The sequence below is a fragment of the Pantoea sp. USHLN256 genome (assembly GCF_037149875.1).
Taxonomy (GTDB): Bacteria; Pseudomonadota; Gammaproteobacteria; order Enterobacterales; family Enterobacteriaceae; genus Pantoea; species Pantoea nemavictus.
Genome location: NZ_JBBCQO010000015.1, coordinates 28,422 through 51,659, shown reverse-complemented (window position 1 = coordinate 51,659; position 23,238 = coordinate 28,422). Strand labels below are relative to the sequence as shown.

23 protein-coding genes and 1 pseudogene are annotated in these 23,238 nt (G+C 46.1%); 8 read left to right on the top strand and 16 right to left on the bottom strand.

From position 1 onward, the window contains the following. Nucleotides 1-85: 85 nt before the first annotated feature. The 10 genes from WFL93_RS22470 to WFL93_RS22425 all read right to left on the bottom strand — a co-directional run bounded on the left by WFL93_RS22470 (nucleotide 86) and on the right by WFL93_RS22425 (nucleotide 7,054). Nucleotides 86-397: a DUF5983 family protein gene (locus tag WFL93_RS22470; RefSeq protein WP_049852754.1), complete on the bottom strand. Its 312-nt coding sequence runs from the start codon at nucleotides 395-397 to the stop codon at nucleotides 86-88. Next, nucleotides 394-1,332 (bottom strand): DUF1281 domain-containing protein, encoded by a 939-nt coding sequence (locus WFL93_RS22465; protein ID WP_336779068.1) that lies wholly within the window; start codon nucleotides 1,330-1,332, stop codon nucleotides 394-396. The genes WFL93_RS22470 and WFL93_RS22465 overlap by 4 nt, the downstream gene beginning before the upstream one ends. A gap of 102 nt (nucleotides 1,333-1,434) precedes the next feature. Beyond that, entirely contained in the window at nucleotides 1,435-2,421 is a 987-nt protein-coding gene (locus WFL93_RS22460) for an ArdC family protein (protein WP_049852752.1), read from the bottom strand. 74 nt (nucleotides 2,422-2,495) lie between these two features. Continuing rightward, nucleotides 2,496-3,092, bottom strand: coding sequence for a hypothetical protein (locus tag WFL93_RS22455; protein WP_336779067.1), 597 nt, complete (start codon nucleotides 3,090-3,092; stop codon nucleotides 2,496-2,498). Nucleotides 3,093-3,163: 71 nt separating this feature from the next. Further along, on the bottom strand, nucleotides 3,164-3,775 hold the full coding sequence (locus WFL93_RS22450; protein WP_336779066.1) for a hypothetical protein: 612 nt from the start codon (nucleotides 3,773-3,775) through the stop codon (nucleotides 3,164-3,166). Nucleotides 3,776-3,887: 112 nt separating this feature from the next. Beyond that, the gene (locus WFL93_RS22445; protein ID WP_049852749.1) at nucleotides 3,888-4,253 is read right to left on the bottom strand and encodes a hypothetical protein; all 366 of its coding nucleotides are present in this window, start codon (nucleotides 4,251-4,253) and stop codon (nucleotides 3,888-3,890) included. A gap of 70 nt (nucleotides 4,254-4,323) precedes the next feature. Next, nucleotides 4,324-4,932: a hypothetical protein gene (locus WFL93_RS22440; protein WP_049852748.1), complete on the bottom strand. Its 609-nt coding sequence runs from the start codon at nucleotides 4,930-4,932 to the stop codon at nucleotides 4,324-4,326. A gap of 130 nt (nucleotides 4,933-5,062) precedes the next feature. After that, nucleotides 5,063-5,404: a hypothetical protein gene (locus WFL93_RS22435; protein ID WP_049852747.1), complete on the bottom strand. Its 342-nt coding sequence runs from the start codon at nucleotides 5,402-5,404 to the stop codon at nucleotides 5,063-5,065. A gap of 160 nt (nucleotides 5,405-5,564) precedes the next feature. Continuing rightward, nucleotides 5,565-5,852 (bottom strand): hypothetical protein, encoded by a 288-nt coding sequence (locus WFL93_RS22430; RefSeq protein WP_235440752.1) that lies wholly within the window; start codon nucleotides 5,850-5,852, stop codon nucleotides 5,565-5,567. A gap of 305 nt (nucleotides 5,853-6,157) precedes the next feature. Then, the gene (locus WFL93_RS22425) at nucleotides 6,158-7,054 is read right to left on the bottom strand and encodes an integrase domain-containing protein (protein WP_049852746.1); all 897 of its coding nucleotides are present in this window, start codon (nucleotides 7,052-7,054) and stop codon (nucleotides 6,158-6,160) included. 944 nt (nucleotides 7,055-7,998) lie between these two features. Between WFL93_RS22425 and WFL93_RS22420 the strand changes: the two genes are divergently transcribed. Next, complete coding sequence (locus WFL93_RS22420; RefSeq protein WP_336779065.1) at nucleotides 7,999-8,634, top strand: hypothetical protein; 636 nt, start codon at nucleotides 7,999-8,001, stop codon at nucleotides 8,632-8,634. Between the two features lie 339 nt (nucleotides 8,635-8,973). Here WFL93_RS22420 and WFL93_RS22415 read toward each other — a convergent pair whose 3' ends face one another. Further along, complete coding sequence (locus WFL93_RS22415) at nucleotides 8,974-9,189, bottom strand: DUF1471 domain-containing protein (protein ID WP_049852744.1); 216 nt, start codon at nucleotides 9,187-9,189, stop codon at nucleotides 8,974-8,976. A gap of 138 nt (nucleotides 9,190-9,327) precedes the next feature. On the opposite strand from WFL93_RS22415, the gene WFL93_RS22410 reads away from it, so the two are divergent. After that, nucleotides 9,328-9,711: an ASCH domain-containing protein gene (locus WFL93_RS22410; protein ID WP_235440751.1), complete on the top strand. Its 384-nt coding sequence runs from the start codon at nucleotides 9,328-9,330 to the stop codon at nucleotides 9,709-9,711. 50 nt (nucleotides 9,712-9,761) lie between these two features. Further along, nucleotides 9,762-10,118 (top strand): nuclear transport factor 2 family protein, encoded by a 357-nt coding sequence (locus tag WFL93_RS22405; RefSeq protein WP_336779064.1) that lies wholly within the window; start codon nucleotides 9,762-9,764, stop codon nucleotides 10,116-10,118. 44 nt (nucleotides 10,119-10,162) lie between these two features. Here WFL93_RS22405 and WFL93_RS22400 read toward each other — a convergent pair whose 3' ends face one another. Both WFL93_RS22400 and WFL93_RS22395 read right to left on the bottom strand, forming a co-directional pair. Continuing rightward, complete coding sequence (locus WFL93_RS22400) at nucleotides 10,163-10,429, bottom strand: hypothetical protein (RefSeq protein ID WP_049852741.1); 267 nt, start codon at nucleotides 10,427-10,429, stop codon at nucleotides 10,163-10,165. 138 nt (nucleotides 10,430-10,567) lie between these two features. Next, entirely contained in the window at nucleotides 10,568-11,305 is a 738-nt protein-coding gene (locus WFL93_RS22395; protein ID WP_336779063.1) for a metallophosphoesterase, read from the bottom strand. Between the two features lie 284 nt (nucleotides 11,306-11,589). Between WFL93_RS22395 and umuD the strand changes: the two genes are divergently transcribed. Both umuD and umuC read left to right on the top strand, forming a co-directional pair. Further along, entirely contained in the window at nucleotides 11,590-12,039 is a 450-nt protein-coding gene (gene umuD, locus WFL93_RS22390) for a translesion error-prone DNA polymerase V autoproteolytic subunit (protein WP_082204293.1), read from the top strand. 8 nt (nucleotides 12,040-12,047) lie between these two features. After that, nucleotides 12,048-13,319: a translesion error-prone DNA polymerase V subunit UmuC gene (gene umuC, locus WFL93_RS22385; protein ID WP_049852810.1), complete on the top strand. Its 1,272-nt coding sequence runs from the start codon at nucleotides 12,048-12,050 to the stop codon at nucleotides 13,317-13,319. Between the two features lie 510 nt (nucleotides 13,320-13,829). On the opposite strand, the gene WFL93_RS22380 is transcribed toward umuC, so the two are convergent. After that, complete coding sequence (locus tag WFL93_RS22380; RefSeq protein WP_152929146.1) at nucleotides 13,830-14,231, bottom strand: hypothetical protein; 402 nt, start codon at nucleotides 14,229-14,231, stop codon at nucleotides 13,830-13,832. Nucleotides 14,232-14,449: 218 nt separating this feature from the next. Beyond that, nucleotides 14,450-14,704: a hypothetical protein gene (locus tag WFL93_RS22375; RefSeq protein WP_049852739.1), complete on the bottom strand. Its 255-nt coding sequence runs from the start codon at nucleotides 14,702-14,704 to the stop codon at nucleotides 14,450-14,452. A 572-nt stretch (nucleotides 14,705-15,276) separates the two neighbouring features. Between WFL93_RS22375 and WFL93_RS22370 the strand changes: the two genes are divergently transcribed. Together WFL93_RS22370 and WFL93_RS22365 are read left to right on the top strand one after the other, a co-directional pair. Next, on the top strand, nucleotides 15,277-16,485 hold the full coding sequence (locus WFL93_RS22370; protein WP_049852738.1) for an AAA family ATPase: 1,209 nt from the start codon (nucleotides 15,277-15,279) through the stop codon (nucleotides 16,483-16,485). Then, on the top strand, nucleotides 16,482-17,465 hold the full coding sequence (locus tag WFL93_RS22365) for a ParB/RepB/Spo0J family partition protein (protein WP_049852737.1): 984 nt from the start codon (nucleotides 16,482-16,484) through the stop codon (nucleotides 17,463-17,465). Before WFL93_RS22370 ends, WFL93_RS22365 begins: the two co-directional genes overlap by 4 nt. Before the next feature lie 283 nt (nucleotides 17,466-17,748). Here WFL93_RS22365 and WFL93_RS22360 read toward each other — a convergent pair. After that, a pseudogene (locus tag WFL93_RS22360) lies at nucleotides 17,749-18,764 on the bottom strand (transposase). A gap of 2,506 nt (nucleotides 18,765-21,270) precedes the next feature. Here WFL93_RS22360 and WFL93_RS22355 point away from each other — a divergent pair. Next, on the top strand, nucleotides 21,271-22,344 hold the full coding sequence (locus WFL93_RS22355; protein WP_049852735.1) for a RepB family plasmid replication initiator protein: 1,074 nt from the start codon (nucleotides 21,271-21,273) through the stop codon (nucleotides 22,342-22,344). Nucleotides 22,345-23,238: the final 894 nt, after the last annotated feature.

Genomic DNA, 23,238 nt, shown 5'->3' with positions numbered 1-23,238 from the left:
GTTCTCCATAAAAAAAGGGGAACACGCCCCTGGGGAGGTGTTCCCCTCAGGGTGTGAGGCAAGCCTTACGGCCCGCCTTTTTTGGTTACCAGCTGTACGTGGTGAATCCTTTCGCCTCCGGAGCCCCTGATTCAAAAATCAGGATTTCCACGGCATCCGAACGCATCAGTGAAGCGATCACGCGGCGGGCTTCTTTCGATAGCCCGGCTTCCTTCAGCCGCAGAACCGACGCGGTACACGCGGTTAACCGCAGAAGATAGCCCCCGCCGATATAGTGGACCCACTCACCGTTACCGACTTCACGAGTCGTGATTTCATCCAGCAGCGCATTGTCTTCTGCGCTGAGGTGAGCCGTCGAAATAACGCGGCAGCGAAGGTACTCACTGTTGCCGCTCATACCTGTGCCGCCTGATGAACGGATATTGCACTTTCTGGTTCATGAGGTTCAACGACCGGCACCAGATGAAGTCCGGGCCTGCCGTCGTCCAGCTCGTCAATAATCGCCTCAGCACTGCAGACGTGCTCGCCCCGATCGTAACAGTCATAACCATCAAGATCGTGAACCGGCTCGCTGTACCAGTGACGAATTTCACAGTCAAAGGTAGATGACAGTGCCGCGATGACCTCTGCTGCTGGCGGGAACCAGGCGGAATCAAACGCAAGTTTTATGCTGCTGACGCCATCACGTTCCCAGCTGACATTGTGACCTGCCGGCCACTCCATACCGTACTGTCGGCAATAGAGGCTGCAGGACGTAGACGCCCCGGACAGGAGTCCGCCACTTCCGTTCAGTTCGGCAGCCAGCCGGGTCGGGATTATCTGCAGCATATCGCAGGGTTGAGCCCTTTCAGGCAGCTGACTCAGTCGCTCCCAGCACTGACCCGGATCGATTTCCCGGGAAAGTGTGGCAATACCAAACCAGTCTGCATAGCGTTCCTCAATGAGTCGCGCGATATGTCTGCGTGAAACGTCCGGAATACTGTCCCAGCGGATCGCGTCGATACCCGACTGATGGTAAAGCCGCTCAATTTTGCGCAGATGCTCTCCGTCAAGCGGTACGTCATTGCGCAGTAAACCGAGCCACTGATCAAACGCCAGGTTGGCTGGCGTGCCCTGTCCCGTTCCGCTCTGCATTAATCCGGGAAACGGCGGAAAAGACTCCGTTTTAACCGGGCGTAGCAGGCCGCCACACCCCGCCAGAAACAGCTTTATGCTGCGCATGACGGCGTGACGGTAAAGCGGTACGGCTTCACCGCTGATCCACTCCTCCATGATGCTGATGAGCGCGGATTTGCCGGTGATTTCTAAACGGTTATGGCACCAGTCTGACATGGTTAATTCCTCTTCTTTCAAAAAAAAGAGGGCACTGTCCCGTGAGGAACAATGCCCTCACGGGACGGCAACGTGTTTACTTAACGATGCCGGGTTGGTGTGTTATGCAGCTTCAGCCGCACGTTGATCTAACTGCAGTAAAAACTCTGACGCTTCTCTCGCGTGCCGGCAGGCACGAAAGAGTGCTTTTTTGTCCGACTTCAGTACCTCAAGCCACGATTTTATGTAGCTGTCGTGCTGAACATCGCCAAACACGCCGAGCTGGGCGCAGAGAAACGCGCTGCCCATCTCCGCTATCAGCTCCTCAAACGCATAAACCGAATCGCCGAACTTTTTCGACGGTTTGGTTATGCCCTCGCGGTTCAGTCGTGACTCATGGCCGGTGGCGTGCACAACTTCATGCAGCAACGTGCTGAAGTAGTCGGCATGGGTAAAAAACTGTTCCGCCTTCGGCATCAGTATGGAATCAGTGTATCTGGCGTAACAGGCCCGGTTCTGTAATCTGAACTCAACCTTAACGCCCGCCATATGCACAATCTCACATATCCGTTTTTCCGTCGGCCAGTCGATCGTACCGGGGTATTCAGCTACGGGAGACTCATGCGGTACAGCCGCAACACTGTCCGGTAAACCGTCACACTGCTCGACGTTAAACAGGAAGTTAGGCTTTATCATGGCCCGCGATTCCATCAGCGGCTTACCGTCGGAATCAATCAGCTTGTTTCCGCTGGCATCCTCAGCCTGTTTTTCAAACGGTCTGAAGATAATGGCCTCTGATGACGTTTCACCTTTGCGAACCTGACCGCCCAGCTCCTGCGCCTGACGATACGTTACCCACCTATCGGTGCTGTATCCTTTTTCCTCTGCGGCCAGCCATAACAGCAGCACGTTCACACCGCGGTAAGGCTTACCGGTTAAGGCATTAACCGGTAACGGACCCGCTGCGGCGTAGCGTCCAGCAGTGCGCCATGGTTTTTTCCATGGCGCCACGCCGTTCTCCAGTGCCTCAACGATACGGTCAGTGACCTTCTGGTATAGATCGACGCTCTCAGTTTTCTTCGTGCGACGGGTTTTGGTTGGTCTAGTCATGGGATGCTCCTTAAATGAAAAAAGGGCGCATCCCTCCCCTGACGGGCGAGAAATACGCCCGTCAGGGAAAGTGGTTAACGCACCGGAGAAATAATCTTTCCGTCGGCGGTTAAGCTGTTCAGGCGCAACCGAAGTTGCCGCCTGGAATGATAGAAAGCGTGGCGGTCATGCCGCTTACTGTCAGTAAACATTGCTTCTTCAAGCATTGAAGCTGCCGAACCGAACCACCGGGCCCGCTCTTCGTCGCAGCTGCAGTCGCGAAAATCCGAAGTCCTAATGAGGTCGATCCGTTCACGGAACAGCGCGAGTTTACGCTGACTGAGCCAGCTAATGGTTTTGCGCTTCAGCTGGTAGGGTGAACGGACAGACAGAACAACCACCCTGTCTGCCGGCGTTATGGGACTGAAAAAGGCCGGGTCATCTACAGTGAGATCGAACGTCTCAGAGATCTGACCAAAATTCAGTTCTACCTGCACGCCCGGGTCGGTACTCCCACCGCTGTATTCAAGCGCATAAATGCGCTCTTTGCGGTAGAAAAGCTGACCGGGTAATCCGTTCCTGAACTCCAGGAACAAACCTTCCTGCGAACAGATAACAAGCCTGACTGACATAGCCTGATGGTAAGTTTCATGAAACAGCTGCGCGAGCGCGTCACTGTTAAAAGTAAACATAGGATCACCTGCTGTAATAGCGGGATCTGTCTCCTTCCGGAGAGCAAATCCCGGAAGGATGGGTATACAGGTCAGCTGTTGTGCTGCTGAGCAAGCCAGAACTCAATGCCTGATATTGCTTCCCACTCTTCAGTGGTGACCTGCTTGCCGCGACCGGAGGTTTTTACCAGCAGCAGATGTTCAATTGCGCCGGGTATAACAAACGATGCCGGTATTTTTTCAGGTGCTTTGGTAAACATATCCATATTCCATGCCAGCCATCGCTGCGCGAAATGCCAGCTTTGCGGACAGGAACTGGTTATGTGATAGCTGTCGGGGCATAGGTTATGCAGAAGAACCAGAACGATACGCACGAAGAAATCCTGTTTGCATCGCTGGCTCTCCACTTTACGGTATGGCCGAAAATTATCCGAAAGCGTCTGCCTGAGATAGAACGGATTCAGGCAGTAGCCTTCGCCGTCCTTATGGTTGAACGTGACCGAAACCTCTTCGTCAAAAAGTTCTGACGCGCGGTTCATGTCAAAGCCCAACTGCTTATAAGGCCGGAGCTGAGCGGGAAGAAGCCAGAAGGCTTCTTTAACTGCGTCAGTAAATCTGAGCCACTGTTCATCATTTATGGACGCTGCCTGCACAAACTGGTAAACGCCCGGAAGGACCAGAGGCTCGGTTGGTGTATGTGTCATGGTAAATCTCCATTCAAAAGGGGATCTACCGCCCACAGGGAGGTAGATCCCCGTTGGGTTAAGTTGGTCTGTCCGGAGAGTAAATCCCGGAAGGAGGGTTAAGGTTTTTACCCTAAATGGTCATTAAAAAATCTGTGTCATCGCATGCAGCCACAGCTTTGTTATAACGATATTCCCAGCGGCCCTCTTCAATTGAGCGGTTCCAGTGGTATTCGTAGACATCCGCCGCTATCAGGTGAAGATTTTCCTGCACCTCCAGCGCGAGCGCTGAGCAGGTTGCTGTTTCTCCCTGGATACTGGCCTCTTCAAATTCACCGAGTTGCTTACCTGCGTACTCAAGAGCGTTGTGTATAAGGCTCATACACTCTGGATCTGCATAGTAATCACACTCGATATTCTCAAGCGCACGGATCCCGACGAGTTCGCTTTCAAGCTGAAGCATGAAGCTGAGTACGTCATTTGGTGTAGAAAATCGCATCGGTATATCTCCTCAAAAAAGAGATACCGCCTGGAGGCGGGTATCTCCTCCAGGTGCATAAAGTTAAATATCAGCGGTTGCCGGTTTTCAGTTCTTCGAGTGCGAACTCAAGTTCTGAAACCAGTCCCCAGTCAGCCGTCGTAAACGGACGTTCAGCCCCGGAAACGCTTCTGATAAGCAGTTCATCAGCTGCACCGGTAATGAAACCGTGCGTGCTGAAAGGCTGGGGAGCATTACTGTCAGCAATCAGTTGGTGCCGTATTGCCCAGCGAACAGGAAGCGCCCAGCTGACACCGCCAGCTGATGACGTTATCTCAAAGCATCCTGAGCAATGGTGATACAGCATCAGCAGCGCAATCCGCGTGAAGAAGTCGATAGGCTGACCTTCAGTTTCAATACGCAAATCAGGGCTCATATCCAGGGTAAACATCACGCTTTTGGATATGTAATTCCCTTCGTCTTTTCCACCGAATTCAAAAGCCCCGGGGTGAGTAAACATCATGGACGCGCGTTCCAGACGTGTACCGTCAGTTGGCGAGCACGGACGGAGATGTACCGGTAACAGCCAGAATGCTTCAGTGACTGCCAGGGTAAAACTTTGCCACTGGCTCGAGGATATCCATCCGCTCTGCTTCACGGTATAGGTAACGTGTTGGGGCGGTACGGAGATTGGTGTCATGATAAATCCTCAAAAAAAGGGATTTATCCCCTGATGGGGAATAAATCCCCACAGGGTTAAGTCAGATTAGAAAGATTCTAATCGGCCAATTGCCAGAAGGTTTGTTGAAATAGTCATATTCCATTTTCCCTTACTGATATGCATAACGCAGGTTTGCAATCTGATTCGCCAGCTTTAGTGCAAAACGGCGAGCCTGACGGTAAGAGCGGAATACCTCATCCGGCTTTTTCAGAGAACCAAACCGGTGATTACCGTAAAACGTGCCGGAACGGGTAAGTATGCCGGCCGTCCATTTTCCTGACGATAACTGATGAACCTGAACCTTAAAGCTGAGTGAGCCAGCCCGGTTCGTTATCCACTCTTCTTTTCTTTTACCGGCAGCGGCGCGATCCCACAGGGATAACGCTGCAGCAGAGGCAGCTGAAAAGATGCCTTTTATGGAAAAGGAGGTTGGTAATAAAAGGGTATGCATGGTGTTTCTCCTGTTTAGCGGGAAACACCTGCCCTGTCGGGAAGATGTTTCCCGAGGGGGCATTCGCATAGCGAATGTATGCTTCAGACGACTGCGCTGTTATTTCTGAGCGGTGAACACTCTGAAAGTCGCAGCATCAGACGCGGCATGCTGTGCGGCTTTAGCTGCAGCTTTGTGGGTAAAATGCTCCCCGTGCCGGCTGAAAAATGAATTCATCGCCTGGCTGGCCTGCAATCAACGTTCTTGCCATAACAATGGCGTGATAACGTTGATCGTCAAACCAGACGCGGGAACGAAATTCATAATGACCGGTAGGTGAAGCAAGCCACGATGTTCCCCTGAGTGCAGCCTTAAGGTCAGGACATTCAGATGCAACGCGGGTTGCAACGGAAAGGACCAGATCGAATGGTGTACGCAACTCATTCAGAAACGAGCGGGTTATGGACATAGTTTCTTCAGAAAACAGAGAAACATTTGCCCTGTCGGGAATGTTTCCCCGAAGGACGAAGGCCGGAGCCAGATGGTTGAATGTACCTTCATCGCCAGGCAGTAGGAGCCGTGATTGACGATATCTGCTTCCAAAGGCGGGCAGATGTACCACACTGATGTGTTCTCCCTTTCAGGCTTCAGGAGTGTTGTTTGCAGCTACCCGAAGGCGGTCATCTCAAGCTAAAGACCATTGGTGGTTGTCCGAAGACAACGTAAGAAGCGTTTTAATAATAGCGTTTGTTTAAAGCAAATGACAAGAACCTTTTATTCATCTGACTCATCTATCCGGTTATAAACCCGGGCAACGTAAGCACCACGTCCATCACCGTGTCCAAGATCCATTGAAACTAAAGCCTCAGCCTCTTTGCGACTCATACCATTTTCTAAATGATGATTTACAGCATCCTTTGAATAAGCATACCTGAGACTGTGAGGCGCATGGATTCCGGTCATTCCACTTTCACGTAACACGTTATGATAACGATCAAGCGCCTGATGAAGCGTTGGTTTATCGATTAATTTACCGTTATTTTGTTCTATATAGCGAATAGCTTCATTTAACAGGTTAACAACCTTCTCTTTATCAAAAACGGTGGCATCACGTGGACGCCCTCCTTTAGAGCCAAACACAACGCGAACATTATTATTTCCGGCTTCTAAATTTTTTCGCCAGGTCTTAAGTGACTTTGCCGACTGAACCGTTTCCTCTGCACGCAGCCCAATATATCTGGCGAGCTGAACACCTAACGCAACCCCACTGTCTTTTTCTGAAACCGTTAAAACAATTTCTCTGAGACGTTCGTCAGAAATGGCAACTTTAGTGCCTTCCCGACTGGCTCCTGAAATATTCAGTGCCTTATTACTCAATTTCTCATGTGCAGGATTAGCCAGAACGTTACGTCCGCCTTGTGAAAGGATTGAACGTAAAGCGGCCATTTCATTTTGCAGGGTGCGTGACGAGATATTTTCATCCTGACGACTACGAATGTAATTTTCGAGATGCCTGGTTTTAATATGGCTAACGTCCCGAATCTGAATATTAAGGGTTGCCAGTCGCTCCGAAAAGCGACTGGCAATCTTTGAACGATCAGAAACCGTTTTAAAACTTCCTCCACCCTGACGTGCGAGCGTGACGAGCTGCTTACTTAATTTACCAGACAATTTTTATCTCCTTCAGAACCTACAGCTGTAAGCCCATCAACCCACAGCTATATGACTCAGAATCTGTACATCTCTTCCCCGATGACACGGTTGCTTTTGCGCTTCCTGCGTCTCGACTGGTATCTGTGCATCGGGGCGGCGAAATGTTGAGTTCTTGCGAGGCTCCCCAGGTCTCAGACCTGTTTGCGGCTTGCGCCGTGCTGACGTTAGTCAGTCTGCCTCCGTACACCAGTTTCCTGATGTCGCCATCGATACCGAGTCGATCATTCTCCTTCTAATAAAACGCCCTTAACGGGTTGTTCGTTAACGTCGCGTCATGGTTGATAAATAGCCAGTTGAGCATCTGAAAACACGTAATACGTGCACGTCAGAATGTACCGGCATGCCGAAAACCGCACTGTACGTGGGTTTGATCGTTATGCGCTGCGCGCGTCACTTTGTTCTCGTTTCACTCGAACCAAAGTGACGCCGCGCAGCTTCATGCTTCTAATGCGTCTTCCGCAAGCGCCCAAATGTTCCAAATGGGCTTATGCGTCATAGCAAAAGTCGTATGCAGCTCAGGGCGTATCCCTGACAAATCTCATAACGTAAGTGAAGAAAAGCATCATTGAGGATGCATTGTCTGAGGGCGTAGGCGTATGTAAAAGCCTGGCTTTGGTGTGATTAATGTACTCCCATCGTCGCGTCGTAGGTGCGCATGTTTTGACGATATCTGCTTCCAGGAGCGAGCAGATGTACCACACTGATGTGTTCTCCCTTTCAGGCTACAGGAGTGTTTTCGTAGCTACCCGAAGGCGATCCTCTCAAGCTACAGGACCATTGGTGGTTGCCCTTAGGCAACGTATAGCATCGAAAATATATCAACTTATAAATTTTATTGTCAAACTAAAATAACATATACTTTTAGCCTACATCTATTTTAAGTGAATTAAAGGAGTACCCCATTGGATAACATTAGCAATGCCACGGTTTTAACGCTGACAGTAACAATTTTCCTTGCTGCTCTTAATTTTTTCTTTGGCATTCATGGAAGATTAAAAAAATTCACCAACGAAAGAATATCGGTTTATAAAGAAATATCGTCACTTGACAATAGTAAAAATGAACTCTCAGATGCCAAAATTGTGGCAAGCCAAAAATTAAAATCACAGGTTTTGTTTGAGCTCACAAAAATAAAAGATAACGAGCTTGCTTCGCTAATGTTAGAGCTTATGAAGAAAAATCCTGAACTTGATACCAAAAAGGAAGCATCTATACGAACAGTAATTGACTGTTTAGATAAAGAGTTAATTTCATTGAGCCCATTTGTAAGCAACACCGCAACAACTCTTAATAAAGAAAAATTCCTTAAGAAAAGATTCAAAGGGATCTATCGCATCGTAATATACATCGCGCTTGCCATTATCTTTTCTCAAGCGACATTTTCTTTAGTTGAAATGAAAAATCAAATCCCTTTAGCCTTAGTAACAGGCTCTATGTCTATTTTCATGTTAATACAATACACATTGTGTTTAATTACATATCCAGCACTAGGTAGCTTCATTCATTATAAAAAACTAATTGATAAACTAAAGAAATAGGAGCGCAGGCCAAAGCACATGGCCTAACGTTACTCTGAACAAGATAAATAGGCTCGCCACCACTTTTGAATGAATAATGAATGTTATACATTATCGTCCATGTCAAAAAAGCCGTCAGAGCCAACATAAACCCATTGCTGATAATTGACATATTACCACTTTTATATTTTTTTGGTTTTCATGATAAGCATAAGACAGAGGCATAACTCTAGATTTATCTTCCCAGTACTAATCCAGAACCTTTAAATTTGGGATAACGATGACACATTCGCAGATTTTAACGCGAAAAAGGCCGCCATTATGGCGACCTCTTCCGGCACTTCCCTTTGCGACCATCCGTTATTTGTAAAATTCTGCGGTCATGTGCACGATATTGTTGGTGTTTGCCTCAGTAATTTTGTACTGAGCACCCTGTTCCTGAGCCTTCGCTGCAATTTTTGCTTCTGCACCATCCAGCGTACCGGAGGTGACTGAAACACTCTGCGCAAAGCTTGCTGCAGACATCAGAGAAAGAGCGGCTACGGCGGCGATAGACATTGCTTTGATAGTTTTCATGGTCATATTCCTTAGTGTGTATGGTTGAAAGCTCGTTCGCTTTCGATGGAATAATAATACCTATAGTTATCATTTCATAATTAACAATAAATGCTGGTATTGTGATCGTGCTAACTATTGCGTCTATAGGCACTCCCTATGAAAATCACCTTATCGCAAAGCAGAGTTGAGCAAGTACGCTACTGCTTTGCAGGAGATAACATGGTTCAAAGCCTTAAAATTGTCCCGCGGCTGCTTTCCGAAGTTCGGACAGGCATAAAAACGCATACCATCCGTTGGCGTGAACAGGAGATAGTTCCGGGTGCGATGATCTATGTGAATGCATCAGATGCATCTGACACAGCACGAGTGATGGTGACCAAAGTCAAAAAGATGCCGTTGTCTGCTGTTGCCGGTTATCTGGATAAGCGAGATGCGTGGCCTGATAAGGTACTGCTGGCAGGGATGCGTGAACACTATCCTGATATTGAGCTAGATTCTGAGGTAGATGTAATACATCACCTTGAGTCGGCTAACGAATGACACCGAAACGCGGGCAATATCTAATGCTCATAAGGTCGAGGATATAACCCGTGCTGCTTGAAAAGCTAAAAATTCTGGAGTGCAGCCTTCATGGCGAAAAGCGGAGCGATCGCAACTGGCTTGAGCAAATATTGCATCCACAATTTCACGAAATCACCCGTTCAGGCTTGATGGTTAACCGCATCGAGACCATAGCATCACTCGAGCACGAGAGAGATGCCCCGGATATTCTGAGCGCTGATTTTCAGCTGATCTGCCTGGGTGATGCCTGCGTAATATTGCATTACAGAACTTCCCAATCCGATGGTAGTCGAGCGTCTCTACGCACATCTTATTGGATACTCTGCGAGGAGAACGGCTGGCAGCTCGCTTTTCACCAGGGCACACCAGAAGCAGGTTCAATTTAATAATGCTTATTGAGGCATTAGCAATAAGCTATGGTTTAGGGCCTTTATTTCAGGAACAACGAATTTACCGCGGCCTTCAATCCAACCGTTAGTGCTACAAACGCTCCACCCGTTGCGAATGCAGACTCCGTAGTCTTTTCTTCCTGGCAAATATCCCTAAAACGTAGCAGTGCAGTTTCAGCATCGGATGCGGTTACTTCTTCAAACTGTTTGTCATACCCCTGACTGATCAGCAACGTTGCTCTGCTTTCATCTGCTCTGTTCACCACCAGGATATGCTTATCCTTCTTATAAAAGCAGTAGTGAGGCATAAGTCCCTCCATTAGCTAAATGCTGTAAACATAAAGTACTGCAACTGATCAAAATCCGCACTAACCACACCGATTAAAGATGAAAGCGATAACTGTCAAATAAGTATCATCCCCCTCCCCTCTTCTGTTCCCACGCATTTATACGGACACATGATGACTGGTTAGGACATTGCCGGCATAACGATGAATCATCAATGCCGGGGGATCATCAGCTGAGGGAATGCTCTCTGCTCCAAACCAGACTGGATTCGCCGGACAAATAGAACCACAAACATATGCCGGGTTACCTGCCAGCATACTCGAAATGGGTCGGTGAACGTGCCCTGTTGAAACAGCCATTACCTTTCCAGGTGCTCGTAAGATGACATCAGTTAGCTTGTCCACGCCTCTGCACATTGTCTTATCCAGACCCGGTATATCCGAGGCAAAAACGTGGTGATGCATTAACAGCAGAGATGGGGAATGTCTGCCGTTAATAAGCTGCTTTTCCAGCCACTCAAGTTGACCATGCACAGAGCCATAATCTTCATTTTCAATCGTCGAATCGACACCCAGTAGATGTAGACCGGCTAAGTCAAAATTGAAGTTGAGTGTACCGTCAGGCGAGTCAGGCGCCCATTGTTGAGTGCCCCAGACTGATTGCATTTGGCCACGATGGTCAGAATTACCTGGAAGAAGCAATGCAGGGTAGGTTTGCTGACGTAGACGCGAAGCTATCCGCTCATAACCCTCAAGCCACTGATCATCGATCAAATCACCAGTAATGACCAACACGTACGGTCCCAGTTGGGCTAACCATACCAATACACGGTCAAGCCGATGAAGAGAGTCATTGCCAGACGTGGCATGAATATCTGAAATCTGCGCGATCAGCATATTTGCTTCCCAAGTTGGTTTATCTACATTGAGAACGGATTCCTAAAGGTAAGCCACAGACACTAGCTTGCATTCCATTTTTAGATGAGATTTTTAAGAAAAAAATTCTCTACGTTCAGCAATTTGCAAGTCACATCCTCCCTCTGTCACATCCCCCCTCTTGCCAGATAATTCCCACTCCATAATACTGTATACATAAACAGTATAAATTAGGAGGGACTTTTTATGAACTACACACAACGATTAGCACATCAATCAAGGGATTTAGTCTGGAGAGTCGGGTTATGAAACCGGCCATGTACCATAATGGTTTGACGCTTCTATGGGCGCCACTGTATTGCCCGCCGTTAAAAATTCCCTTCTATGGAGATGCCTGCTCCGCGGGATTCCCCTCCCCCGCTCAAGATTATGTCGAGTCAGAACTGGACCTCAACGAACTTTGCATACGTCGGCGGGCCTCAACCTTTTTTGTTCGCGCTAGTGGCCGCAGTATGGAAGAGTTGGGGCTGTTTGATGGAGACGTCATGGTTGTTGATCGCGCTGAAGAAGCGAACCATGGAGATATTGTCATTGCTGAAGTCGGCGGCGAATTTACTGTTAAACGCTTGCAATTACACCCTCGCCTCGCTCTGTTGCCTATGAACCCAGCCTACTCCGTTATTTATCCCGATGAATTACAACTTCTCGGCGTCGTGACCTGGTTTTTCAACAGCACTCGTGCGCGCAGGAGGTAATCATGGCCATGTTTGGACTGGCAGACGTAAACTCTTTCTACGCTAGCTGCGAGGCCCTATTCCGCCCAGACCTACGCGGTAAACCCGTGGTGGTATTAAGTAATAATGATGGGTGTGTTATTGCGCGCAGTGCTGCCGCTAAAAAATATGTAAAAATGGGAGCCCCTTGGTTCCAGATAAAAGCGCAGGATTATCCTGAGAAAATTCATGTGTTCAGCAGCAATTACGCTCTTTACCACTCGATGTCTCAGCGTGTAATGACCGCTCTTGAAGAGATCACACCAAGGGTTGAGCAATACAGCATTGATGAAATGTTTCTGGATCTAACCGGCATAGACGGGTGCGAAAACTTTGAAGATTTCGGCCGACGTCTGCGTACCCACGTACTTGATACTACGGGACTAACCGTTGGCGTGGGTATGGGACCCACAAAAACACTGGCTAAATCGGCTCAATGGGCAAGCAAAGAGTGGAAACAATTCCGCGGGGTACTGGCGCTAACGCTTAGCAATCCGCAGCGCACCACTACTCTTTTGGAAAATCAGCCTGTCGAGGAGATTTGGGGGGTTGGCCGGCGAATTGCTAAAAGACTTAACCTGCTGGGAATTGAAACCGCGCTCCATCTCTCACGCGCTCATCCTAAATTCATCCGTGACAACTTCAGCGTTGTTCTGGAGCGTACTGTGCGAGAGCTTAACGGCGAATCCTGCATACCCTTGGAAGAGCTTCCTCCAGCCAAGCAGCAAATCGTTTGTAGTCGCAGCTTCGGTGAGCGCATCACAACGAAGTTTGCCATGCAGCAAGCACTTTGCCAGTACGCAACACGTGCAGCAGAAAAATTACGTGGTGAACGTCAATACTGTCGCCATGTCAGCATGTTCATTCAAACGTCACCTCATGCGCACAATGAGATCTACTATGGCAACACTGCTGGTATGAAGCTTTCGCTTCCTACGCAAGATACCAGAGAGATCATTAATGTTGTGATGAAGTCCCTTGATCAAATCTGGCTTGAAAGAAAAAGGTATATGAAGGCTGGAGTCATGCTCGATGATTTTACGCCAAATGGAGTGAGCCAGTTAAATCTGTTCGATGAAAATCAACCTTGGCCCAACAGCGAAAAGCTCATGAAGGTTCTAGATGGTATCAACCAGTCCGGACTTGGCAATGTGTGGTTTGCTGGGCAGGGGATTAATACAGAGTGGAAAATGAAACGTGAATTGTTGAGTAACGCCTGGACTACCAACTGGAACGAGATCCCTGTAGCCAGAGTGTATTAGAGCCTGACAGCACGCTTTAGGATGAGATGCCCGTTAAGCGTAAATATCTGTTCGTCAGTTTTGGGGGACCTCCGCACTAGCAGATAATTTTAAAAATCATTCACACTCCTGAAGAACCCTATGACGTGGAGGGATGTTCAATGCATCAAGGTTATGATGATAATCATATTCACTGAGCGTTAAACATTACACCCAGCCTCTTCCTTGTTACCAAGGATTAAGGGAAATCGAAATGTCGTTAAAATGGGTTAACGACATACCTGCAGTGCTTCCCATATAAGAATCAATTCATCACGAATTATTGGCCTGGAATGATACTGATCTTCCAAACCTATTCAATCTGATTAAAATTGTAAGAACGCTGAATGCCGGAGGGGCATTTTTGTATACAGCTCCCTGAACTACCTAATGCTTTTGATTGGTTTCGACACCAGTTAGTACTTTTAACTCCCATCGTAGCGCCATCGCTCACAGAATCCCATCTGAGATAGTTCTGTTCTACGTCTACGCTCATTCCCAATAGCTGATAGATGTTTTGAGGATAGCATCATGTTTCTGAATGGAATTAACACCAGACTTAGCATTGGGAGTTGTTATCGTTATACGCTGGTGTGCCAATATGCATTTACCAAATTCATTCCATTCCTGGCACGTGGTCACTGTCTTCTCTATGGTAAAATAGGTCGCTGTAGAAGTTAAACTGAGCTCTCTGCCTGTTTGATCATAGGAATAGAAGTCCAATACTGATGCTGAGCGTTTCTGAAGAAGTCTCCCTCTGGCATCATATTCATAGACTGTTTTAGCATTATCTGAACGAAGATTACTTCTTCTATCCGTGATAAGTAACTGTCCAGTCGCATCGAAACGGTAAGATGTATTCGCTACTCCAATTTGATTTAGATTTCCTGTCATTGCCTCAAATCTTTAGCCTGACTTACTTATTACTCCATTTTTCCCTAATAAGATCACACCTTCAACTTGCTGGCTAAAGAGTTCGGTTCTTTTTTGAGTCTTAATCAGTCATGGCATTATCAAACTTCAAATTTGTTTTCCATCCATACTCTTTTTTGTTGATTTCTGCAGAGTAGGTCGCAGTTAAAACTCGACTTCCCGTTTGGTAGTTCTTTTCCTTAGAGAAACTTCGCTTTTATCAATTCTCCGCAACGGCTGAAAATAGCTGAAACTGAACTGTGGATGAAGCCATTACGGCTTTCGATGGTTATTTCTATTGCTTTAGGAGTGTCAGCTGAAGGCTGCTCATCAAACAGAATGAAATTATTCATCTTGTTATTTTGAACTTGTTGAGGTGAACACTCAGCGCTGCTCGCATCGAAAGCGAAGAGTGATAGAAGAGAAAGTAGAACCGAAGACTTTATAATTGCCATGAATCCATCCTGAACATTCCATTTGATAGAGCATTGTATCTATAAATTCACTATTGCCAAGATTGGTTATAGCCCGTAGAGCAGGATAAAAATATGAAAACCACGTTCTATTTATCGCCATGCGATTTTACAAGTGAGTACAGCGATAACTCTGAATGTGCATCATTCAGCTGATAGACATTTAAGAAATCATATCCAACGGTTTGAAAAGATAACAAGGTACATCTTCGCCTCAACGGGCGGGGTAAACACAAGAGCTCAAGGGAATTTCAATCTGAAATAAAAAATGAAAAATCTTATTTTTCATAAGTTTAACGCTGAAATTAGCACGGGTAATTTTTCGATTTTTCATCACGCATTTTGAGTTAAAAGAAGAGGGGAGGGTGCAGCAAATCGCATCCCCATTGACTTAATGACGTTAGCTTATAGAAGAAAGAAGGCTACTGATTGAGTAAAGATGAGCGGGATCAATATCTCATGTTCAGTACAACTTTTTAAAGAATATCGTTAAAAGTTGCACGCAGCATCATAAGCTGTACACTGGCTGCAAAAGTTACCAACGGAGCGGAGTAATGAAAAGTAATTACGGTGGGGTAGACGTAACAGCACGTAGGGCAAATGCCATGCTTCGCAGCATGAGTGATGACATCACTGATAGACGTAATGAATACGGCCTCGATCAGTATTACCAGACATTCACGCGAAATTCGGTAGCTAATCTACCTAAGCTTAGCCGACGCGCTGTTGAGCAAGCAGTAGAAGAAATGGAATCTAAAGGGCATGTGTTTGGCAAAAAGGAAGCCGGTAATGCCAAGCACTATGCATTAACCATCCAGGATGTGGTTGATATTTACGCTCATCGCAAAGTGCCAAAGTATCGCGATATTCATGCAGGTGAAGGTCCGTTTGTGGTGTTCGTGGTAAACCTTAAAGGTGGCGTATCAAAAACAGTCACCACGGTCACCCTTGCTCATGGCCTGCGTGTTCACCCAGACCTATTACAATATGACCTGCGTACGCTGGTGATTGACCTCGATCCTCAGGCATCCAGCACCATGTTCCTCAATCACACTAACAGTATTGGCTCAATCGTCGAGACAGCAGCTCAGGCTATGTTGAACGACCTGGATGCTGAGCAAATCAAAGAAGACATCATCAAGCCGACCATCATTCCCGGCGTGGATATCATCCCAGCGTCGATTGATGATGGCTTTATTGCCAGCCAATGGAATGACCTCGTTAATCAGCATTTACCGGGGGTTCTTCCCTCTGATGTGTTGCGCCGGAATATTATTGATCGTGTTGGCCAGGACTATGACTTCATCTTTATTGATACGGGTCCGCATCTGGATGCCTTCATGCTTAACGCCATTGCCGCCAGCGATTTACTGTTGACTCCTACGCCGCCGGCACAGGTAGATTTTCACTCCACGCTGAAGTATCTGACGCGCCTGCCCGAGATGCTTGAGCAGCTGGAGGAAGAGGGCATCACTCCCCGCATCAAAGGTAATATCGGTTTTATGTCAAAAATGACGTCTAAGCGGGATCATGAAATGACGCATGGTCTGGCTCGTGATGTGTTTACTTCCTACATCCTCGATGCCTCACTACCGCGACTTGATGGCTTTGAACGATGCGGAGAAAGTTTCGACACCATTGTCAGCGCAGATCCTCACTCTTATCCGGGTAGTGCTGAAGCCCTTAAGAATGCAAAACGCGAAGCTGAGCGTTTTACGCAAGCAGTATTTAAGCGAATTGAGTTTGTAAGAGGTATTAAGTGAAAAAAGAAATGGTAAAACTTGGCCGACAATTCGGTAAAACAGGCTTCTCTAAAACGCTGAATGAAATCGATGGCGAGCGCGTTTTCACTTTAAAATCAGGTGCAGAAGCAAGCTTTACCCTTACAAGGGTGCTTCATGATGATATAGAGTCAAACACCTATGTCGATGCAGCGATAAACGGTCGTGACCAAGCGTTTCTGACCCCGGAATCAGTTAGTGATATCGCGCGAACGATCAAGTTACAGCAGTTCTTCCCGGCAATTGGCCGCGAAATGGATGGGCGAATTGAGGTTCTGGATGGTTCACGCCGACGTGCAGCCTGCATCTTTAATGGCACATCGTTTGAAGTGTTGGTTACACGCGACGAAATTAGCCTTGCAGATGCGCGTCAACTTGCCATCGACATCCAGACAGCCAAGGAGCATACACTTCGTGAGCTTGGAAAGCGTCTTCAGTTGATGTACCCGGATGATATGAATAAGTCTGACATTGCTGAAGCTGAAGGGTTGTCAGCAGCCAAAGTCACTAGAGCATATCAAGCTGCAGCTGTACCAGACGAAATGATCGCCGTCTTTCCTTCAGTTAGTGAATTGTCCATCAACGATTATCAGACATTACTGGATATTGCTGACAAAGCTGAGGCCCAGCATATAACCATCCAACAACTCACTGCAGCTGTGCAAGAACGCATAGATAATGATGTCTCTTATGCTCCTGAAGATCCGAGTGTAAAAGCGAAAATCATCGCATATTTCCGTGCAGAAAATGCTGGGGTTAAAAACAAGCGTGGTCCCAAGCAAGTCGTCACTGAAAAAATAGCTGACTTTAAGGACAAGAAACAGTTCGCCCGCAAGAAAACCGACAGCGAAAAAAGATTGGTCACATATGAGTTTTCACGCCTTCCGGCGACCTATCAAGCAGAGCTAGATGCTGCAGTTAAAGCTGTAATAGCACGCATGCAATCTGAAGGTGATAGCTAACATGCATCCAAAGAGGCAAAGCTTTAAGACTGAAGCTGTGCCTCTTTCAAACTTAATCAATAAAATTCCCTCTCCCAAAAACATCCTAACCTATTGTCATACCTACAAAAAACAAAAATATTTCACATTGAAATTCCCACTTTTTTCATCCAAAAACAATCTAATAAACAAGACCAGATCTATATGAAAATTATAGCGGGAAAGAGGAGGGAGTGACCTTACGTGTACCTTAAAATCGGCGCTTAACGACTAACTCCCAAACTTTGATTCCGTATTCATTTAGCTATGTCGATTGGCCTTTCATGATTCCCATTGTGCATGCCGCTGCACATTCAGTTTGAATCTGGTAATTCAGCGCTGCATACGGACGGTTCTCGTTATAATCCTGCCGTCACTCATGAATCGTATTCCTACCGTAAGCATTCTCGCTGATAACTTTGCTCATTAGGCCTTCATCTCAAAATCTTCCATTTGAACTCACATTAGAAACTTTCTGTTTCTGCTAAACCTGCTTGATGAGCCTTAGTTACATATCATTTTTAAAAACCAGGCAGGTGAATATCGGCCCCTAAGCTGTTCTTATCGTTACCAGAAAGTCACGTAACAGCACGATGCTGTCCAGAATATATGTGACCTGAACACCTGAAATCCGTATAGCAACGGTGATAGTCAGGCTCGCCTCCGTGTAATGATCTACACAGAGCACGCAATTAATACGGCGACAGCTGACGAGTGCGTCCATGATGATATTCATCAATCTGGCGAGGTTAGGTGCATCCGTACAATAAAGTGGAAGCCATTCAGTCACCAGCCCACTACAGTGCAACCTACTCTTCTTGTTAAGGGCGCTAAAATAATAATTGCGTTAACTCGCAGGTGAGTGACCCATAGCTCTTAATGCATCAAAAGCCACCAGTTACAGCGAAAACAAAGCGCCGGCATTGAAAATTCAGTTCATTGTTGCGCCTTTCAACTCAGGCACAAGGAATTGGACACTGAGCCTTATAGAGATAGTTGTACATGGAAAAACCTATGAGCCTGAAGGCAACTCACTGCGACAGACCGGTCATACATATAAACTTTACGGCTTCCCGCTATTTATCTGTCGTCAGTGCTTTTGGACCAGAGCCATCTGAAATGCCTCAATAGCCAGTATGGCTTCGGAAAGCAGATTCATGAGCCGGGCGTTCGTTTCTTCAAGTGACTTAACCTGCTTCACTTGAGAGATTTCGATGCCGCCAAACTTCCTACGTAAGATAAAGAAGGTGGTTCTGAAATGCCGTGCTTACGGGCAGTAATCCCGGCTTAAGCTGTGTAGAAAATAGTGATGATCTGTTCGCGGGAAAAAGGTCAACTCATGTAGATGCCCTCACGCTGCTGATGTCGGCATGACTAACTCAGGGAGGTATCCATCAAAGTGCTGTAGGTCATGCATAACAAAGCCGATACGAATGACAAAAGTTATTTGATGCGGTGAAATAAAATCGTTCGATTCAGGACTAAGAGTGGATAGCCTTGTTGGGGTGGGTGAAGATATCGAGAAAAAAGCTAAATGTTGATTCAAACACAATTTTGCCACATTTCTTGTGCTGGAGTTGTATTTCCCTGTAAGAATCCCTTAAAAACAATCGTTTAATAGCACTGACGTTGCTACGTGAATTTTAGTGGCTTCGCTGCAGCAGTCCTCAGCAGAATTCACCAGAACGCGTCACAAATTAGTGCCTGAAATTTCCCCTAAGCATCAATTTGTCATTTCAAGGCGTAACCATATTTCAGGTTATGCACAGTGCTACGGTCAACTTGAATTAACCGGCTCCCAGGCATAGCGTTCATTTAACCATTTGAGGTTGCAAGGTTACATCGCATCAAGAACATATGATGTGGAATGGCTTCGAATCAGGGGGTTAGTAAAATCCCTGAGTTTTAAACAATGAGGATGGTAGGTAAGGCCATTAAGGTTTCGTTAGAATTTTAAATCACGGTTCTGGTGAGCATGGCCATTATGCGCCAGCTAGCACTATATCGTGATGATTAGACCATAGCCTCGGGAAATGGCCTTAAGATTATATAGCGTTCACGAGGTTTAGCGCCTGAGTCTGATTCAAACTAAAGGCCCTCAGCTCGCTGATTATCCATCAAACATTTTAGTTGTCTGCTCTCTGATGGCATCATTTAACTAACTCAGATATGGAACTTTTTGGGGGAAATTTGTTTGCTTTAATGATTTTGGAAAATAGTTTCAAGTTGCCTATTACTGTTGTTGGGCGAAACAGCTGATGCTTAAAGCCAGCAAAAAGTGGTGTTGCTGAGCAAAAGAATTTTCGGGAGGTGTAAATGAGTGTTCCATACTATAATTTAAAAGCATTCCAACCTACTAATAAAGAATCGTATTATACTTTTTTATGCATTTGCATCAGTGAGTTAGTCATTACTTCCTCTTGTTCTAACAGGTCTTAGTCATTACACAGTTTCTGTTTCAACAGCCCTCTCACTACGCCATTCTCTCAACAAATCCTGCTTCAACTATTTTGAAGATTTCACTAGATGCTTATTGGATTCCCCCATTAATGGCCGCTGCTCTCGATGTGTAGCTTATTATCTATAAAAGCGATCAATTAATAATGAAATTAAACATGAAATTGAGGAGGAATGAGAGGGCACCCAACACTATGAATGTCGCCACTTTTTACTGCTAACAGGGAATGTGAATGACTTGATGAGGTAGATTCCGTTGAAAACGGAAAGTGTATGTCATGGGTAATCTCAATCCAAATGACTACTATAGCGAGTAAGTTACTCACTACAGCGGTCTTTAGCGTTGCATGAGCTACTTACACCTAAGCAAATCCACATCAACTCATTGAAACGAAGACGAATGTGAATATCCATTACAATAGTCATCTTCTCTCTATAGCAGTCATTATGTGCGGCTGTTGATAGTTAACATAGCGTTTATGATCCTGAAGACAGGCATCAGTAGGTTTTGCGAGTTCTGTTTGAAGTAGTGTTTAGTACAAGTTCAGTAGAAAATCCTCAATCATTACAGGCACAAGCCACAATTTTCCTCGTATGTTCTCACTGTATTAATGCGATGACCAGTCATCTGTGAAGCCTTCTTACCCTTTGAGACGTATGACTGGATATAGCTTACAGGCTTATAGAGTTCCTATATTTATCCCCATTATCCACAGGTCAGATCCAATAACTTGATCCTAATATGATCCCATTGAGATCCTAAACAGATCCCGACAACGCCACAGGCCTTGCTATCAGTGGGCTAAACGCTTGTCGATGACTGCTGTAGCGAGTGTAATGACCAATATAAAGAGCATCTTGACTGCTATAGAGAGAACAGATGACCAATATAGAGAGAACATCATGACTGCTATAGTGAGTAAGGAGATGGTTTGCTTGTTAATAAGCCAGTTAGTTGAAATTATGGTCAAACACCTACTGCTCATAGTTTCGGTCAAGCCACTACGTTTTATGGACACTTAGTTTTAAATAGTTATGCACCGAAAACAGCACGCAAAATGGGCAGTTTATTGGTTTTAAAGCTATCAACTGACTAGATCCAATAACAGATCTTAATAAGACCCTATATGTTCCTAATAGATCCCAGATCACGCTCAAGCCTTGATATACGTGGGTTTACAAAGGATCGTTGACTGCTGTAGCGAGTAGTAAGACCGCTGTAGAGAGTAATTAAACCGCTATAGTGAGTAGAATAACCGCTGTAGTGAGTGCTAGTATCCACTGTAACGAGTAACGGCGATTATCGCTTGTTCATATCACGGATTTTCAAATGCCGAAAAAAGAACAAGAAATCAACCTGATAGCTGAAGCATTCAGTGAAACGGATAAACGAACGGGTGAAGTTATTCACCTAACGCCCAACAGTAACAATACTGTTCAGCCAGTAGCGTTGATGAGGCTTGGTCTATTTGTCCCAACACTGAAATCCACTGCTAATGGTCGTAAGAATCAGATGTCCTCAATGGACGTAACTGATGAGCTTAAACAACTCTCGATCGTTAAGGCTGAAGGTTATGAAAATATCAAGATCACTGGTGCACGCCTTGATATGGATAACGACTTTAAAGCATGGGTCGGGATAATTCATGCCTTTGCAAAATACAAAGTGCTGGGAGACAGCGTAACGCTCCCCTTTGTTGATTTCGCCAAACTCTGTGGCATTCCCTCATTGCGCTCGTCTGCGAAGCTTAGAACGCGTCTGGAGGCCTCTCTGACGCGTATTGCGACTAATACCATCCATTTTGCTAACAAAGAGGGTGAGTATTACGTCACGCATCTGGTTCAGTCAGCTAAATACAGTGTAAAAAATGACACCGTGACATTACAGGCTGATCCTAAAATCTTCGAACTCTATCAGTTTGATCGTAAAGTCTTGCTTCAGTTACGCGCCATCAACGAATTAGCGCGTAAAGAGTCCGCTCAGGCGCTTTACACCTTCATTGAGAGTTTACCTCCGGATCCTGCTCCGGTGTCCATGCAGCGCCTTCAGGCGCGCTTAAATTTGACCTCACGACCCAATACCCAATATGCCACCGTTAGAAGGGCGATGGAGCAGTTGAAAGAGATTGGGTATCTCGATTACACAGAGTTCAAACGAGGTTCGACGATCTACTTCTCGATCCACTATCGGCAACCGAAGCTAAGGCCTGCAAACATCCCAATCAGTCTTCCGGAACTTGAAGACGATGAACTAGAGAGTGACGTTGAAATTGCTCCGGCTAAGAAGCCAGTGAAGCAGAGAGCCACTCCTAAAGCTAAGAAGGAAGCTGCCGGTAAGATGGTCATGTTGTCAGAAGAAGAGCTGGCTATGCTGGAAACCATCAGGAAGAGTAAGAAGAACTGACGTCGAAAACTGACAGAAGAGGGCACTCAACTACGGGTGCCTTTTTTATATTCTAAATAACTGTGACTGCTGTAGTGAGAAGCCTACTCGCTATAGTGGTCATAACCTGCGGCATAGTTGTGTCTGTCATCACTCTCACCACAGCGGTCATTTAATCTAATAATCGTGAATTGGAACTAAATTCATCTCTCTATAGCGGTCTTTTATCTCCCATCCACACTAACCTCTGTAGAGAGAAAGCACCGATAAATGTCTGGTTAAGCATGACTGCTGTAGCGAGTAGACATAACGGCATAAGGTTAACGTTTTACTGAGCGCCCTGGTGATCACTAACCTTACAGCCCTTGCTACAATTTATGTTAGTAATCACTAACCGTTTGTGTTCCCGTTAGGCTCTAACCGTTAACGTACAGCCAAATATTTAGGGTCGAGTCTTTATACTCTACTGATACTCTTTACAGCGGTCACCACCTCTACTCGCTACAGCAGTCATCATAGATTTAAGATCCAGCTACTCACTACAGCGGTTAAGGCTCATTAGTCCTCACAGAAGGAACATGTTCACATGACCATTAAAAACGCGGTCCATTCAACATTAACTATCAACAGCGATTTTGATGAGCAGCTAGTGAATTTGTATAGAGGGTAACAGTGTCACTTTGCTTGAACCTCGTTCAGGCTTTCTCTCACAAAGATCCTTATCAAACACTGTCAAGAACAATGAGAACAGATTGAACAAAAAATGAGAATTGGCTCAATAAGTCATTTGAGCGTCGTCCTCAACGGTTATTTTTATTCAGCACCATCGTGCTCATTAAGCGTAACAATGCTCAGCAGCAGGAAACGTTTTGGTTTTAACCGCAGCAACATAGCTCTGAATAGCATGCTGAATGC

What these genes read in the sequence shown, in the direction of transcription:
- WFL93_RS22470 (WP_049852754.1), bottom strand. Translation starts at nt 397, where the DNA reads ATGAGCGGCAACAGTGAGTACCTTCGCTGCCGCGTTATTTCGACGGCT.
- WFL93_RS22465 (WP_336779068.1), bottom strand. Translation starts at nt 1,332, where the DNA reads ATGTCAGACTGGTGCCATAACCGTTTAGAAATCACCGGCAAATCCGCG.
- WFL93_RS22460 (WP_049852752.1), bottom strand. Translation starts at nt 2,421, where the DNA reads ATGACTAGACCAACCAAAACCCGTCGCACGAAGAAAACTGAGAGCGTC.
- WFL93_RS22455 (WP_336779067.1), bottom strand. Translation starts at nt 3,092, where the DNA reads ATGTTTACTTTTAACAGTGACGCGCTCGCGCAGCTGTTTCATGAAACT.
- WFL93_RS22450 (WP_336779066.1), bottom strand. Translation starts at nt 3,775, where the DNA reads ATGACACATACACCAACCGAGCCTCTGGTCCTTCCGGGCGTTTACCAG.
- WFL93_RS22445 (WP_049852749.1), bottom strand. Translation starts at nt 4,253, where the DNA reads ATGCGATTTTCTACACCAAATGACGTACTCAGCTTCATGCTTCAGCTT.
- WFL93_RS22440 (WP_049852748.1), bottom strand. Translation starts at nt 4,932, where the DNA reads ATGACACCAATCTCCGTACCGCCCCAACACGTTACCTATACCGTGAAG.
- WFL93_RS22435 (WP_049852747.1), bottom strand. Translation starts at nt 5,404, where the DNA reads ATGCATACCCTTTTATTACCAACCTCCTTTTCCATAAAAGGCATCTTT.
- WFL93_RS22430 (WP_235440752.1), bottom strand. Translation starts at nt 5,852, where the DNA reads ATGTCCATAACCCGCTCGTTTCTGAATGAGTTGCGTACACCATTCGAT.
- WFL93_RS22415 (WP_049852744.1), bottom strand. Translation starts at nt 9,189, where the DNA reads ATGAAAACTATCAAAGCAATGTCTATCGCCGCCGTAGCCGCTCTTTCT.
- WFL93_RS22410 (WP_235440751.1), top strand. Translation starts at nt 9,328, where the DNA reads ATGAAAATCACCTTATCGCAAAGCAGAGTTGAGCAAGTACGCTACTGC.
- WFL93_RS22400 (WP_049852741.1), bottom strand. Translation starts at nt 10,429, where the DNA reads ATGCCTCACTACTGCTTTTATAAGAAGGATAAGCATATCCTGGTGGTG.
- WFL93_RS22395 (WP_336779063.1), bottom strand. Translation starts at nt 11,305, where the DNA reads ATGCTGATCGCGCAGATTTCAGATATTCATGCCACGTCTGGCAATGAC.
- umuD (WP_082204293.1), top strand. Translation starts at nt 11,590, where the DNA reads ATGAAACCGGCCATGTACCATAATGGTTTGACGCTTCTATGGGCGCCA.
- umuC (WP_049852810.1), top strand. Translation starts at nt 12,048, where the DNA reads ATGTTTGGACTGGCAGACGTAAACTCTTTCTACGCTAGCTGCGAGGCC.
- WFL93_RS22380 (WP_152929146.1), bottom strand. Translation starts at nt 14,231, where the DNA reads ATGACAGGAAATCTAAATCAAATTGGAGTAGCGAATACATCTTACCGT.
- WFL93_RS22375 (WP_049852739.1), bottom strand. Translation starts at nt 14,704, where the DNA reads ATGGCAATTATAAAGTCTTCGGTTCTACTTTCTCTTCTATCACTCTTC.
- WFL93_RS22370 (WP_049852738.1), top strand. Translation starts at nt 15,277, where the DNA reads ATGAAAAGTAATTACGGTGGGGTAGACGTAACAGCACGTAGGGCAAAT.
- WFL93_RS22355 (WP_049852735.1), top strand. Translation starts at nt 21,271, where the DNA reads ATGCCGAAAAAAGAACAAGAAATCAACCTGATAGCTGAAGCATTCAGT.